12 protein-coding genes are annotated in these 14,209 nt (G+C 54.5%); 4 read left to right on the plus strand and 8 right to left on the minus strand.

Annotated elements, in window-relative coordinates:
* Nucleotide 1 precedes the first annotated feature (1 nt).
* The 3 genes from ACTIDN_RS08820 (at nucleotide 2) to rsmA (ending at nucleotide 4,609) form a co-directional block, all read left to right on the plus strand.
* On the plus strand, nucleotides 2–2,329 hold the full coding sequence (locus ACTIDN_RS08820; protein WP_441376750.1) for an LPS-assembly protein LptD: 2,328 nt from the start codon (nucleotides 2–4) through the stop codon (nucleotides 2,327–2,329).
* 80 nt (nucleotides 2,330–2,409) lie between these two features.
* Complete coding sequence (locus tag ACTIDN_RS08825) at nucleotides 2,410–3,771, plus strand: peptidylprolyl isomerase (RefSeq protein ID WP_441376751.1); 1,362 nt, start codon at nucleotides 2,410–2,412, stop codon at nucleotides 3,769–3,771.
* Between the two features lie 4 nt (nucleotides 3,772–3,775).
* A complete protein-coding gene (rsmA, locus tag ACTIDN_RS08830; RefSeq protein ID WP_441376779.1) occupies nucleotides 3,776–4,609 on the plus strand; it encodes a 16S rRNA (adenine(1518)-N(6)/adenine(1519)-N(6))-dimethyltransferase RsmA in 834 nt (277 codons plus the stop codon).
* 133 nt (nucleotides 4,610–4,742) lie between these two features.
* On the opposite strand, the gene ACTIDN_RS08835 is transcribed toward rsmA, so the two are convergent.
* The 8 genes from ACTIDN_RS08835 to ACTIDN_RS08870 form a co-directional block, all read right to left on the minus strand.
* On the minus strand, nucleotides 4,743–5,960 hold the full coding sequence (locus tag ACTIDN_RS08835) for a class I SAM-dependent methyltransferase (RefSeq protein WP_415508655.1): 1,218 nt from the start codon (nucleotides 5,958–5,960) through the stop codon (nucleotides 4,743–4,745).
* A gap of 110 nt (nucleotides 5,961–6,070) precedes the next feature.
* Nucleotides 6,071–6,670 (minus strand): 50S ribosomal protein L9, encoded by a 600-nt coding sequence (gene rplI / locus ACTIDN_RS08840; RefSeq protein WP_441376752.1) that lies wholly within the window; start codon nucleotides 6,668–6,670, stop codon nucleotides 6,071–6,073.
* An 11-nt stretch (nucleotides 6,671–6,681) separates the two neighbouring features.
* A complete protein-coding gene (gene rpsR / locus ACTIDN_RS08845; RefSeq protein ID WP_048837136.1) occupies nucleotides 6,682–6,957 on the minus strand; it encodes a 30S ribosomal protein S18 in 276 nt (91 codons plus the stop codon).
* 6 nt (nucleotides 6,958–6,963) lie between these two features.
* A complete protein-coding gene (gene rpsF, locus ACTIDN_RS08850; protein WP_441376753.1) occupies nucleotides 6,964–7,434 on the minus strand; it encodes a 30S ribosomal protein S6 in 471 nt (156 codons plus the stop codon).
* 154 nt (nucleotides 7,435–7,588) lie between these two features.
* On the minus strand, nucleotides 7,589–8,170 hold the full coding sequence (locus tag ACTIDN_RS08855) for a GNAT family N-acetyltransferase (RefSeq protein ID WP_441376754.1): 582 nt from the start codon (nucleotides 8,168–8,170) through the stop codon (nucleotides 7,589–7,591).
* Complete coding sequence (gene rpoD / locus ACTIDN_RS08860) at nucleotides 8,160–10,130, minus strand: RNA polymerase sigma factor RpoD (RefSeq protein WP_441376755.1); 1,971 nt, start codon at nucleotides 10,128–10,130, stop codon at nucleotides 8,160–8,162. The genes ACTIDN_RS08855 and rpoD overlap by 11 nt, the downstream gene beginning before the upstream one ends.
* A gap of 150 nt (nucleotides 10,131–10,280) precedes the next feature.
* A complete protein-coding gene (dnaG, locus tag ACTIDN_RS08865) occupies nucleotides 10,281–12,110 on the minus strand; it encodes a DNA primase (RefSeq protein ID WP_441376756.1) in 1,830 nt (609 codons plus the stop codon).
* 52 nt (nucleotides 12,111–12,162) lie between these two features.
* Entirely contained in the window at nucleotides 12,163–12,618 is a 456-nt protein-coding gene (locus ACTIDN_RS08870; protein ID WP_415508451.1) for a GatB/YqeY domain-containing protein, read from the minus strand.
* 178 nt (nucleotides 12,619–12,796) lie between these two features.
* On the opposite strand from ACTIDN_RS08870, the gene carA reads away from it, so the two are divergent.
* Nucleotides 12,797–14,206, plus strand: a complete 1,410-nt coding sequence (gene carA, locus ACTIDN_RS08875; protein WP_441376757.1) for a glutamine-hydrolyzing carbamoyl-phosphate synthase small subunit — start codon at nucleotides 12,797–12,799, stop codon at nucleotides 14,204–14,206.
* Nucleotides 14,207–14,209: the final 3 nt, after the last annotated feature.

The following is a 14,209-nucleotide window of genomic DNA, read 5'->3' on the forward strand; positions in this document are numbered from 1 at the left end:
CGTGGCCCATCGGCCTTTCCGCGCGCTGCTGTTGCGCCGTCGATACGCGCTGGCGGCTGCCACGGCGTTGGGAAGCGTTGCAACCTGCGTTGTCCTGCAAGCACCCCGTACTGCCCATGCGCAGTTCCGGCCCGCCCCAATGCACCTCAATACAGGCCGCACCTCGTCCTCTGACGAACCTGCAACCTTTCAGTCTGACAAGGTTGATTATGATGATAACGAGCACACTGTAACCTGGACCGGAAATGTTCAGGTCTGGCAGGGTGACCACGTTATGCGGGCCGACAAAATTGTGTATGACCGGGACACCGGTGTCGTGGCGGCACGTGGGAATGTCGCGACAGTCCAATCAGACGGATCTGTCCTTTACGCACATTATGCAGAACTAAGCGGCGGCATGCGTGACGGAATCATGACGCATGTTAACGCTTCCCTGCCAGAAAATGCCAAATTGGCAGCTAATGGTCTCCGCCGTACAGGCGGCAAGATCAATGATATGAGCCGCGCTGTTTATACAGCCTGTGAAATTTGCGAAAAAGACAAGACCCGCGCCCCCTTCTGGCAGTTCAGAGCCTATGACGCCACGCAGGATCTGGAGCACGAGAAAATAGACTTCCGAGATGCCTACCTGGATATTTTTGGCATTCCCGTTCTCTACCTCCCGTTCTTCTCTATGGCAGATCCCTCAGCCAAGCGTCACAGTGGGTTCCTGATGCCTGGCATCACACCGCATGACCGCTACTTGGGAACCTATTTCACCATCCCCTATTACTGGGTAATAGACGACCAATCTGACGCGACGATTCAGGCGCTGTTTTCCACCAAAACCAACCCGCAATTGAGCGCGCAATATCGTCACAGATTCAATTTTGGCTCCCTCAATATTCAGGGTGGTGCGGCCTATAGTTCTCTGCGCTCAAATTCCTTCACCAATGGTTTTGGTGAGCATGTAGAAGGCGGGAACGGGCATGGTCTGCAAGGCTACCTCTTTGCCAATTTCCAGGCCTCACTCAACAAGCACTGGCGCGCAGGTACCAATATAAATGTTGCTACCTCAGCAGATTACATGCGCAACTACCGTGTTCAGGGTTACGGGTCTGACACACTGAATTCCAACGCCTATCTCGAAGGGTTCGGAACGGGTGCATATAGCCGTCTGGATGGGCAGTTCTACCAAGGGCTGAACCAAGGCGTTATCCGTAACTCTGATCTGCCACTTGTGCTACCACGCTACACCTACAGCTTTCTCGGACAACCTGATGCCTGGGGCGGACGCTTTGGCATTTCCACCACGGACTTTAACGTTAAGCGTGCGAACGGCACATCAGACGTCCGTGGTCAGGTCGCCCTTAACTGGGACCGCCCCTTCCGTAACAAGTTAGGTCAGCAATTCCTGCTCACCCTGCACCTTGATTCCATGCTGTATCGCGCCAGCAAACTCTACCAACAGCCAAATTACTACAAAACTGGCAAATCCATGACGAGCGGGCAGGTTCTGCCCACCATAGCGCTTAAAACAAACTGGCCTTTCGTGCGGACCTTCGAGCATGGGCGCGGCACGCAAATTCTTGAACCCATTGTGCAGGGTATCTACGCACCTAACACCGGTGCCGGAGCAAATGACTACCTGCCAAACGAAGACAGTCTTTCTTACGAATTTTCCGATTCCACACTTTTCTCTCTCAATCGCTTTCAGGGTACCGACAGGCTGGATGGCGGCTTACGTGGCAATGTAGGCGTTCATGCCAACTGGACGTGGGATGGGCACGAAGTTGATCTGCTGGCGGGAGAGAGTTTTCAGGAACATATTACGCATGACCGTCAGCCCTATTCCGGGCTGGACCACCATGCCTCTGATGTTGTCATGAGAGCGCGCGTCTCGCCTAATCAGTATTTTGACTTCACTGCGCGTATGCGTCTGGACCCTCATACGTCCAAAATCAATTTTGGCGATGCACTGTTCAGTGCTGGCGTTCCACATTTCCGTATCCGTGGCGGGTATGTGTTTGAGCCAGTAACCCCTTACTATTATTACGTGAATGACTATCGCTCATCTAACCCAACCCAACTTTATTATGAGCGGGTTAATGAGCTCAGCGGTGGCGTCTCAACCAATTGGGCCAACTGGTACATGTCGGGCTTTGCGCGCCGCAGCCTCTCCCGCAAGCAGTTTGTATCGCTGGGTGGCAATATCGGTTATACAAACGACTGCTTCGGTCTGGATCTGATGTATCTTAAGCAATACACCACCATTGGTGGCCAGCAGCGTAACTCGACTTTCCTTTTCACAGTAAGCCTTAAAACACTTGGTTCGTTTGGCCTGAAATAAGAACTGCTTCAAAAAAGGCTAAAGCTCGGTTATCAGAGATCGTGCTCCTTTTCTGGCAGAAAGCTGAAAGACTGTCCTGTATGCGTTTGCGCTCCCTTACTCTGGCATGCTCTCTGGCTGCGCTCACCGTTGTGCCAGCATCTGGCCCTGCGGCATGGGCAGCCCCCCACGCCACGTCACAGGACAAAACCAAGGCGAAAGTGGTCAAACCAGCCGCGCCTGAACCCGATGACATGATCTTGGCTGTCGTGAACGGTATTCCGCTCACCAAGCGGGACGTTGATAATCGCGGAAAGCTTTTTGCGCTTTCCACCGGCCTACCGGTCAACACCGAACTCATGACCCGCCTGCGTCCGCAGATCATCCGGCAGTTGATTGATGAACGCCTGAGAACGCAGGAAATTCTCAGCCGCCACATTGATATCTCGCCTGAGCAAATCGCAGCGGCCATTGCCGGCATTGAACGCCGCAACGGCATGCCCGCCAATGCCCTACGCGACAAGCTGGCACAGGATGGCGTGTCCCTTACGACACTGATTGACCAGATCCGGGTGCAGATTGGCTGGATTCAGGTTCTGCGTCAGGAACTCGGGGCCAGAGGCCGCGTAAACGCCAACGAAATTGCTCAGCGTGAAGAAGCTCTGAAGCGTGAAGATGGTCGGACAGAATTCAACCTGAGCGAGATTTTCGTGAAGGTGGATGACCCGCGCCATGCGGAAGAAGAGCTAGACTTTACCAATACCATTATTCAGGAACTGCGTAAGGGCGCGCCGTTCCCAATTGTGGCCGCACAGTTTTCACAAAGCCAGACAGCGCTTGACGGCGGCTCCATGGGTTGGGTGCAGGAAGATGAGCTCGACCCGGCAGTGGTCGCCATCGTCAAGCAGATGCCTGTGGGTGTGAATGCTATCTCAAATCCCATCAAGGTACCGGGCGGGTTTGTTATCGTAACGGTCAATGGTAAACGCGTCATTGGCCATCAGATGGGGCACTTGATCTCTATTCGGCAAGCCTTTCTGCCGTTTGATACGCAGCTAAACCCACAGCAGGTTACTCCTCAGCAGCAACAGACCCTGCAAAAGGCCATGCACTATATCAGTAGTGTACAGTCCTGCGATGAGTTAGCTGCCATTAACAAAGCCAACGGTGAGAAACGTCCCAGCGACCCGGGCGAACTCCAGTTAGAACGCTTGAACCCCCAGATGCGTGACCTGCTGGCTACTCTGCCTCTCAACAAAGTTTCTCGCCCACTTGTGGCACCTGATGGCATTGCTCTTTTGATGGTGTGTAACAAAAAAGAGAAAAACTTTGCGGACCGGGCTCCAAGTGAAATTGCAGACCAGCTCATGAACGAACGTGTGGAACAGACGGCCCGCCAGTTGGACAGCGACCTGCACCGCCGTGCCATGATTGATAAGCGCGTGAAGCTCAAGGGAGTTTAAGGCCCTGCTTCCCCAACTTGAAAGCCTAAGCGCGGTTATCAGCCGCCATGGTCTTGATGCGCGCAAAGCTCTTGGGCAGCATTTCTTGCTGGATCCGGATATTACCACGCGCATTGCGTCTCTGGCAGGCTCACTGGTTGGCCGCCATGTTATCGAGGTTGGACCGGGCCCCGGTGGCCTTACGCGCGCCCTGCTTGCAACACCCGCCGAGAGCGTGACAGCAGTTGAACTTGATTCCCGTGCCGTAGCGGTCATCAGCGAACTGGCAACAGTTTTCCCCACCCGCCTGACTGTGGTTGAGGCCGATGCGCTCAAACAGGATCTAACACAATTTTGTCCGGCGCCCCGGCATATTGTAGCCAACCTACCATACAATGTTGCTACGCCTATGCTTATTGGCTGGTTACGGCAGGGGCTGGCATGGGAACGCCTGACCTTGATGTTCCAGCTTGAGGTCGCTGAACGTATCTGTGCAGCCCCCGGAAGCGACCATTACGGCCGTCTGGGTGTTCTGGCGCAATGGTGTGCGCAGTGCGCCATTGTAATGAAACTACCCCCGGGTGCATTCTCGCCTCCCCCAGCAGTATGGTCTGCGGTGGCCAGCATCATCCCCCATGCAGAACAACCTGAGCCTGCGCTTTTTAAAGCGATGGAAAGAGTTACAGCAGCCGCATTTGGCCAGCGCCGCAAAATGCTACGCGGCTCGTTAAAAAGCCTGAATGGGGAAGTTTTGCTGGCAGCAACAGGGATCGATGGCACACGCCGCGCCGAAACCCTGACAATTGCTGAATTTGATCTTTTGGCAAAAGCGCACTTGTCTCTTTGCCGCAAAAACTGATCCAACTACCGCTATTTTACAGTAAAACGCGTCAAAGCAATTTAAACCTCGCTGTGCTCTGCCTTCACACAAGCCCTTCAATAAGAGCAGCATGCGTAAAGGCAGGAAAACACATGAATACAGGAACTAGTCTCTAAATCGCCGCTGCGTTTTCTGCTTCTGTCATGTAATCACGTGTCAACGGCACCGCCTCTATGGCTGGCGAAAGCTGAATTTGAAAATTCATATGCCCCTGCACACGGAATGAAAGCTCTGCTGCGTCCAGATAAAATTCGAACATCCGCGCGAAACGCTCATCATACAAGGCAACAGCTTTAGCCCGATTAGCGGCAAACCGTTCACGCCAGATGGCAATTGTTTTAGCGTAGTGCAGGCGCAGGATTTCGCAATCCGTAACCCACAGACCTGATTTTTCTGTCGCGGCAAACACTTCGCTTAAGGCGGGAGAATAACCGCCTGGGAAAATATATTTGTTGATCCACGGGTTGGTCGTGCCGGGGCCATCCATCCGGCCAATGGAATGGACCAAAGCAACCCCATCTGGCACCAGGCTTTTTTTAATAATATCAAAAAATTGCTGATAGTGCCGTACCCCGACATGCTCAAACATACCAACAGAAACAATACGGTCAAACCGCCTCTGAAGCTTACGATAATCCAGCATTTCAAAGCGTACACGCCCTTCCAAGCCTTCATCGCGCGCACGTTGGCGGGCAACGCTCAACTGTTCTTCTGACAGGGTAATGCCCGTTACAATCGCACCGTAATCCCGTGCCAGCGTAAGCGCCATGCCGCCCCAACCACAACCAATATCCAACACTTCCAGCCCCGGACGATTGAGCAGAAGCTTTGACGCTATATGATGTTTTTTAGCGCTTTGTGCTTCATCCAGAGTTTCCTGCCCGGTGCGGAAATAGGCGCAGGAATATTGGCGGTCTTTATCCAGAAAGAGCTCATAAAGGCGGCTATCTAGGTCATAATGGTGCGCGACATTCTGGCGTGAACGCTGGATTGGATTGAACTGTATCCAGCTTCTGCACGCAAAACGGAAACTCGCCGCTATCTGTTCCGGCAAATGACCGGGTGACATGGCGTTCAGCATCAGAAGGTCAAGAAGCTGGTAAAGCGTGCAGCCTACAGGAGCAATGCTCCCATTCATGTAACCTTCCCCAAAGGCCAAACCGGGGTTAAGAGCCAAACTGCGCTCAGCCGCGGCATCACGCAGTACCATGCCTGCCTCAGGCCCTGTATTGCGCCCGGTATAAACGGTTTTATCACCTTCCGGCCAGGTAACGTGCAAACGTCCTGATGAAATAAAATGGCGTAAAATCTGGTCCAGCAGTCGTTTCATCTGTCTTGGCTCCATTGTGCCCATCTGTATGACGCACACAATAAGCCAAAAAAAAGAGCCCGGAAAATACTTCCGGGCTCTTTTTCAGTCAGATATGGAAAAAACAACTATCAGGCGACAGTGTTTTCTTCTTCAGCAACTGCGGTGTCAGCGTCTTCAGCAACGATTTCGCCTTCAATGAGGGCTTCATCGCCAGCCAGTTCAGCTTCTTCTTCCACACTGGTTGCTTCGCCACGTGCCTGACGCTCAGCTTCTTCAGCAGAACGAGCAACGTTGACGATAACCGGCACAACAACTTCCGGATGCAGAGCAACCTTAACTTCATACAGACCAAGAGACTTGATCGGATGAGCAAGGGAAACCTGCTGACGGGAGATGGTGAAGCCAGCGTCTGTCACAGCCTGAGAGACGTCACGTGGGGACACGGAGCCATACAGGCTGCCGCTGTCACCAGCCTGACGGATCAGGATAACAGCCAGACCATCCATACGTTCGGACAGGCGTTCTGCCTCTTCACGACGTTTGATGTTCTGTGCTTCCAGCTGAGCACGTTCACGGTCGAAGCGTGAACGGTTGGCTTCGTTTGCACGAATAGCCTTGCCCTGCGGCAGCAGATAGTTACGGGCATAACCCGGACGAACCTTCACCACATCGCCCATCTGTCCCAGATGGTCAACGCGCTGAAGCAGGATCACTTCTGTAGCAGCCATGATCGTCTCCCTCAGCTCATAACGTAGGGAAGCAGAGCAAGGAAGCGAGCACGCTTGATAGCCTGTGCCAGCTCACGCTGCTTCTTTGCGGATACCGCCGTGATACGGCTAGGCACGATCTTGCCTCGTTCGGACAGGAAACGGCTCAGCAGACGTACATCCTTGTAGTCGATCTTCGGAGCGTTAGCACCGGAGAACGGGCAGGATTTACGACGACGGTAGAACGGACGACGAGCGCCGACGGCCGGACGACGAGCGGCGGGATTGATTTCCATCGTGTCAGACATTCTGGATTATTCCCCTTCGTCAGCAGCGTCAGCTGCTTTTTCATCACGAGCGCGATATTCTTCACGATCTTCGGAAGAACGACGGCCACGGCCGCTTTCAAAGCGCCCTGCGGTTTTCGGACCACGGAAGTTACCACGTTCACCACGGTCTTCGCCCTTGCGGGACAGAACAGGTGATGGGGCTTCGTCAATTTCGTCAACGCGCAGTGTCAGCTGACGCAGGATGTCTTCGTTAAGAGACAGCTGGCGTTCAACTTCTTTAAGCGTTTCAGACTTCGTATCCAGACCGAGCAGCACATAATGGCCTTTACGGTTCTTTTTGATACGATAAGCCAGCGTACGCAGACCCCAGTATTCGCGCTTCTGGACGCTACCACCGTCTGCTTCGATCTGAGCAACAACACCATCAATGATGGCGTCAACCTGCTGCTGAGAGATGTCATTCCGCGCAATAAGCACGGTTTCATAAAGCGGCATAATGTCTCCCTTCGGATAAGGTCAACCCGACTGCGCCGAACCCTTCCGGCTAACAGCGCCCCTTAAAGAGGCCACGGGTATAGCCGGAGCGATGCCACGCATCCGGCAGGGAAGATGGCGTGTCTTTCACACTTCACGGCAAAAGGCAAGCTATTCAGGCCAAAAAACGTTCCGGGATAGATAGGCCAAGCCTTTGAGGAACGTCCCACACTTCCTCAACCTCTTTCACAGTAACAAAACCAGCCTGTTGGTAAAAAGGCAAAGCTCGGGGGTGATCCGCCGTGCAGGTGTTTACCCGCAGTGTAGACGGCCCATAACACCATGCCAGACGCACCACGGCATCCAGAAACGCGCGGCCTATCCCCTTCCCCACTGCTTCAGGAAAAAGCCCGAAATAGGAAAGGTTGATATCTTGTGGGGCTGTCATGTCAAATTCGAAAAACCCGTAAGGGGTTTCATCCTGCATGAGCAGACCGATCTGAACTGCCGGATTATTTAATATGCCTGCCAGAACAGCATCCGTACTGGCCTGACGCATCCACCAGCAATACGCCCGCCCAACATGGTCCTGAAGGTAACGATAATACGCAACCGATGGCTTAATAAGCTTCAGGCTCCAGCCATCAGGCAAGGGCAATACCGCACCTTTGGGAGGCGCTGCCATTTGCATGAAGGTGACGCACACCTTCATGCGGGTCGTTGGCTCAAGTGGCCTTATGGTTATCTCAGTTGTCATCCAGGAAAGAGCGCAGCTTACGGCTCCGGCTTGGGTGCTTGAGTTTACGCAGGGCCTTGGCTTCAATCTGACGAATACGCTCACGCGTCACGTTAAACTGCTGCCCGACTTCCTCCAGCGTATGGTCCGTATTCATGCCAATACCAAAGCGCATACGCAGCACACGCTCTTCACGCGGCGTGAGGGAGGCCAGAACACGGGTTGTCGCTTCACGCAGGTTGGTTTGGATAGCCGCATCCAACGGAATAACAGCCGTTTTATCTTCAATAAAGTCACCCAGATGGCTGTCTTCCTCGTCCCCGATCGGGGTTTCAAGAGAGATCGGCTCTTTGGCGATCTTCAGAACCTTACGCACTTTTTCCAGCGGCATCCCCAGCTTTTCAGCCAGTTCTTCCGGAGCCGGTTCACGACCGATCTCATGCAACATCTGGCGAGATGTCCGCACCAGCTTGTTGATGGTTTCAATCATGTGCACAGGAATACGAATGGTACGAGCCTGATCCGCAATAGAGCGCGTAATAGCCTGACGTATCCACCATGTGGCGTAGGTCGAGAATTTATAACCACGCCGGTATTCAAATTTGTCCACAGCCTTCATCAGGCCGATATTGCCTTCCTGAATCAGGTCAAGGAACTGAAGCCCACGATTGGTATATTTTTTGGCAATAGAGATAACCAGACGCAGGTTAGCCTCGATCATCTCCTTTTTGGCGCGAGCAGAATCGCGCTCACCACGGGCAACAGTTGCATAAACGCGGCGGAATTCACCAATAGGCAGGCCAGTTTCCTGCGCCAGTTCCGCAACTTGGTTCCGAAGGTCAACAACAGTGTCACTGTGTTTTGCGACAAAGTTTTTCCATGACTTGCCTGGCAGACCGGAGATCATTTCCATCCAGGTGGGATCAAGTTCACGGCCACGGTATTTCAGCAGGAAGTCTTCGCGGGATACGCGGCAGCTTTCTGCCAAACGCAGCATCCGCCCTTCCAGTACGTTCAGGCTCCGGAACATTTCCTTCAACTGCATAACCAGATCTTCAATCCGGTTGCTATGCAGATGAATCTGCTCAACCTTGCCCACCAGTTCATCGCGCAGGGCTGCGTAATCAGCTTCAGACTGATCCTGCACTTCTTCACCAGCAGTCAGCGCTTCAATACGCAGAACCTGTACCTTGCGCAGTTTCTCGTAAAGCGGACCGATATCGTCGAAGTGCGCCAGAATTTCAGGCTTCAGCTTTTCTTCCAAAGCGGAGAGGGAGAGGCCACTGCCTTCACCTTCTGCCTCGCCTTCGCCTTCATTTTCGGCATCCGGCTCTTCGGTGTCTTCATTCTCTTCGCCGTCAAAACCAGACTCGGCTTCTTCCGGCGGGTTTCCGCCAGCCTGCATGGCTTCAAGGTCAACAATGTCACGCAGCAGCATCTCGCTGTTACAGATCATTTCATGCCAGGAGATGATGGCGCGGAATGTCAGGGGGCTTTCGCACAGCCCGCCAATCATTTCATCGCGGCCAGCCTCAATACGCTTGGCAATGGCAATTTCGCCTTCACGGGAGAGCAGCTCAACAGTGCCCATCTCGCGCAGGTACATGCGCACTGGATCATCCGTGCGGCCGAGATTTTCCGTGTTGACGTTACCGGCAGGGCTTTCCGAAGCCTCGGAATCTTCTTCCGCTTCCTCGTCATCCTCGGCTTTTTCGCCTTTAGCCCCTTCGGAGTCGTCACTCTCCTCGTTCTCAACAACCTGAATGCCCATCTCTGAGAGCATGGCCATAATGTCTTCTATCTGTTCAGAAGACATTTTGTCCTGAGGGAGAACAGCATTCAACTCATCGAACGTGATACAGCCGCGCTCACGCCCCTTTGCGATCAGTTTTTTGACCGCCCCGGACTGCGTGTCGAGCGTGGTGGTGTCACCATCCTGCTCTGCCTGCGCTACGTTACCTGATGCTGTTTTAGTTGCCATACCAGACCTGCTCCCTCCCCGCCCACATCCTGAAAAGAATGCAGAACGACCAGTTCACCATACATACTGTTCAGTTTTCCAAGGGCGGGCAGGACGTGGGGTATCCAGCCGCGGAAGTCAAGAGGAACACCGCCTGAACGTCGTTATTCCTTACGCCTCAAACTCTTCCATTTCGCCACGTTTGAGGCGTGCTAATGCCTCCAGACGCGGCTGTAACCGCCTCCATTCTGCCAAATCTCCCCCCTCCACCGTAAAACGAGCCACTTCCTGCTCAACCTCTTGCTGGAATTGAGAAAAATTTAGCAAACCGTAGAAATGCCACCACTGTGTTCTGATGGCAACAGCCAGAGAAGTATCTTTTTCCTCCAGTGCAAGCGGCAGACCACCCCCTGTCAGAACGCCTTGCACAACCTCTTCTTCATCCTGCCCTTCAAGGCTGCTCAACAGTGCATCCCCCGTTTCCGGCAACATGCCCTCTGCTGAAAGATCAAGCAACAGGTCTCTCACCTCAGCAAAGGCAGGGGGCAAGGCTAGACGGCAGAGGGCATCCTCCACTTCCGGCACCACTTCTGGATAACGCAACAGGAGTGCCAGCAGGATACGTTGCCGTTCCTCCATGGCGTTAAGGGCTACAGGCCCACTATCCCGCACCACAGAGCGTGCTGGGGCAACCGCACCGCCGCGTGTTCCGCTTTTCTTCCGCCGAAAGGTCTCAAAGAACCGATCAAGCAGGGTTGAGCGATATTCGGAGGCCAAGGCCTTATCGGGAATAAGCCCGGCAACCTCTACCAGCTTATGCCGCAGGGTTGCGCGCTCTTCTGGCCCCGGATTACTGACGCCGACTGTCAGCAAATCGAACAGCACTTCAGACAACGGGCTGGCGGTTGCAAACATCTCACCAACAACTTGCGCGCCTTTGGAGCGCACCAGACTGTCAGGGTCTTCCCCCTCTGGTAACAAACATAGCCGTAGGGAATGGTCCGCCTTGACCAGCGGCAAGGCAACCTCCGCAGCCCGTGCGGCGGCACGCCGCCCTGCGGTATCCCCGTCAAAACACAGAATGGGAGCGCGATCGACCTGCCACAACACTTCAAGCTGCTCGGGCGTCAAGGCTGTGCCAAGAGGCGCTACAGCCCCCCGAAAACCAGCCTGATGAAGAGCAATAACGTCCATGTAGCCCTCCACCACAATCAGGTCTGTGGGAGCAACACCTTTCGGACGGGGCGCCCTGACCGCTGCCCGCGCCTTATCCAGCCCGAAAAGCAAACGGCGCTTGGAAAACAGGGAGGTTTCAGGGCCATTCAGGTACTTTGGTTGCCCGTCGCCCAATATGCGCCCACCAAAGGAAACAAGCCGCCCTTTCCGGTCCCGGATGGGAAAAGTCACGCGCCCCCAGAAAAGCTCACCCTTAGGCCGCCCATCCTCATCAATACGCATCAGGCCTGCTTCGGCCATCATCTGGGGCGTAATGCCTTTCGGGGCCAGAGCCTCTGTCAGGGCGCCACGCCCCTCAGCAGCCCACCCTAATCCAAACTCCTCAATGGTCTGACACGTCAGGCCGCGCCGTGTCAGATAATCAAGCCCGGCTTTTCCGGCAGGAGAATAGAGCGCCTGAGACCAAATCTGTTGTGTGTGTTCAAGCACATCCTCCAGAGACTGGCTGTGCGCCACCTCTTCGCGCGTGCGCCGCGTATCCTTGGGCACTTCCATGCCCGCGGAACCTGCCAGTTCCTCCACGGCTTCCGGAAAATTTTTCCCTTCCATCTGCATAACAAATGAAATGACATCGCCATGCACACCGCAGCCGAAGCAATGGAAGTGATCATCGTAAACGTAAAAAGAGGGCGTTTTCTCCCCGTGGAATGGGCAGCAGCCCTTCCAGTTCCGCCCTGAGCGCGCCAACTTGACACGCCGCCCGATAACGGACGCCAGCGGGGTACGTGCGCGCAGTTCATCCAGAAAACCCGGCTCTATCGCCATAAATACTCCAGCCGTCTATCCTGTTTACGCACATCCACCCCGATCACGTTGCTTAGCTTAGCTGCGCTTTCACAAGCCCGTTGGCACGCCCCATGTCCAGCGCGGCACCGAATTTGGCTTTTAACACAGCCATAACCTTGCCCATTTCCTTCATGCTGGTTGCTCCGGCTTCAGCAATCGCGTCTTTCACGGCTGCATCCAGAGCGGCTTCGTCCATTTCCGGCGGCAGGTAGCTGCGAATAATCTCAATTTCGCTTTCCTCTTTTTCCGCCAGCTCTGGCCGCCCCGCATCACGATACATTGTGGCGGACTCGGTACGAGACTTCACCATTCCGCGCAGGGCGGAAATAGCCTCATTTTCATCCAGACCTTCGCCACCCTTTGCACGGGCAGCAATTTCCACATCTTTCATTTTTGCCGTGATCATGCGGATGGCGCCTACACGCCCGCTTTCTCCGGCCTTCATTGCCGCCTTAAGGTCCGTCATCAGGCGTTCGCGTAAAGACATGATCACTCCTACTTCCGTTTTTAAAATTAGGCTCCGCATATTGTCTGCAGAGCATGTTTTTAGCGGTGGGAAAAAATTTCCCATAACCCACCCCATCACTCAGCGTGCGGTGGGAAATTTCTTCCCACGGACATCACAAACTGGTAAAGGACAGACTACGGGAGGAACAACATACCCTATGCCTATGTCAATCGACACCATAATCGCCCGCCTTGGCGGACCGGATGCAACAGCCCGCCTGACGGGCGTTGGAACAGAAGCTATCCGCAAATGGCGGCAGGCACAGGCCATTCCCTCCCGTCATTGGCCAGTCATTGCACAGGCAACTGGCCTGTCTTTGGCAGAACTACAGCCCGCACAAGCAGCCAACACAGCCTCTCCAGCCCCAACACAGGGCAGCAGCACAACAGGATCATCCATGCCCCACGCCCGCCCGGATGGCGCAACAGCCGCCCTTGTTCTTGCAGATGGAACCGTTCTTTGGGGCAAAGGCTTTGGTGCTTTTACCAAGCAGCCCGCCTTGGCCGAGATTTGCTTTTCCACTGGCATGACAGGTTATCAGGAAACCCTGACAGACCCGTCCTTCGCCGGTCAGATTATTACTTTCACCTTCCCGCATATCGGCAATGTTGGCACGAACGATGCCGATAATGAGGCCACTAAAGTATGTGCACGCGGGCTGGTTGTGAAGGAAGATGTGACGGAGCAGGCCAACTGGCGCGCAACCGACAGCCTACAAAATTGGCTGAAAGAGCGTAATGTGCCGGGTATTGCCGGGGTGGACACGCGCTCCCTCACCCTGAAAATTCGTGACAAAGGCGCGCAGACTGCGGCTCTTTATTACCCTGAAGATGGCCGGTTTGACTTCCCCAGCATACTGGCTGCCGCTCAGGCATGGCCTGGCCTTGAAGGTATGGATCTTGCAAAAGAAGTCACATGTGCAGCGCCCTACACATGGTCCGACAGCGTTTGGGAATGGCCTAACGGCACCCGCACGGTTGAAGGCAAACGCCGCAAGGTTGTGGCTGTGGACTACGGCGCAAAACGCAACATCCTGCGCTGCCTTGTCGCCGCCGGGTGCGATGTTACAGTGGTGCCCGCCACTACTACCGCACAGGAAATTCTGGACCTGAAGCCTGAAGGGGTTTTCCTGTCCAACGGTCCGGGTGACCCTGCTGCAACAGCAACCTATGCTGTCCCTGCCATTAAAGGCGTGCTGGATGCAGGTATTCCGCTGTTTGGCATTTGTCTTGGCCACCAGCTTCTGGCGCAAGCTCTGGGCGGCACAACATACAAGCTGACACGCGGCCACCGTGGCGCCAACCAGCCAGTCAAAAATCTTCTTACAGGCCGCGTTGAGATCACCAGCCAGAACCATGGTTTTGCGGTTGATGCAGACAGCCTGCCATCTGATGCGCATGTCACGCATGTCAGCCTGTTCGATGGTTCCAACGAAGGTCTGGCATCTGACCGCTACACGGCTTTTTCCGTCCAGTATCACCCGGAAGCCAGCCCCGGCCCCTCTGACAGTTTTTACCTGTTCGAGCAGTTTGTGGCGCTGATTGATGCTCATGCCAGCAAAAACTAACCA

The organism is Acetobacter sp. (assembly GCF_052102375.1).
Lineage (GTDB): Bacteria > Pseudomonadota > Alphaproteobacteria > Acetobacterales > Acetobacteraceae > Acetobacter.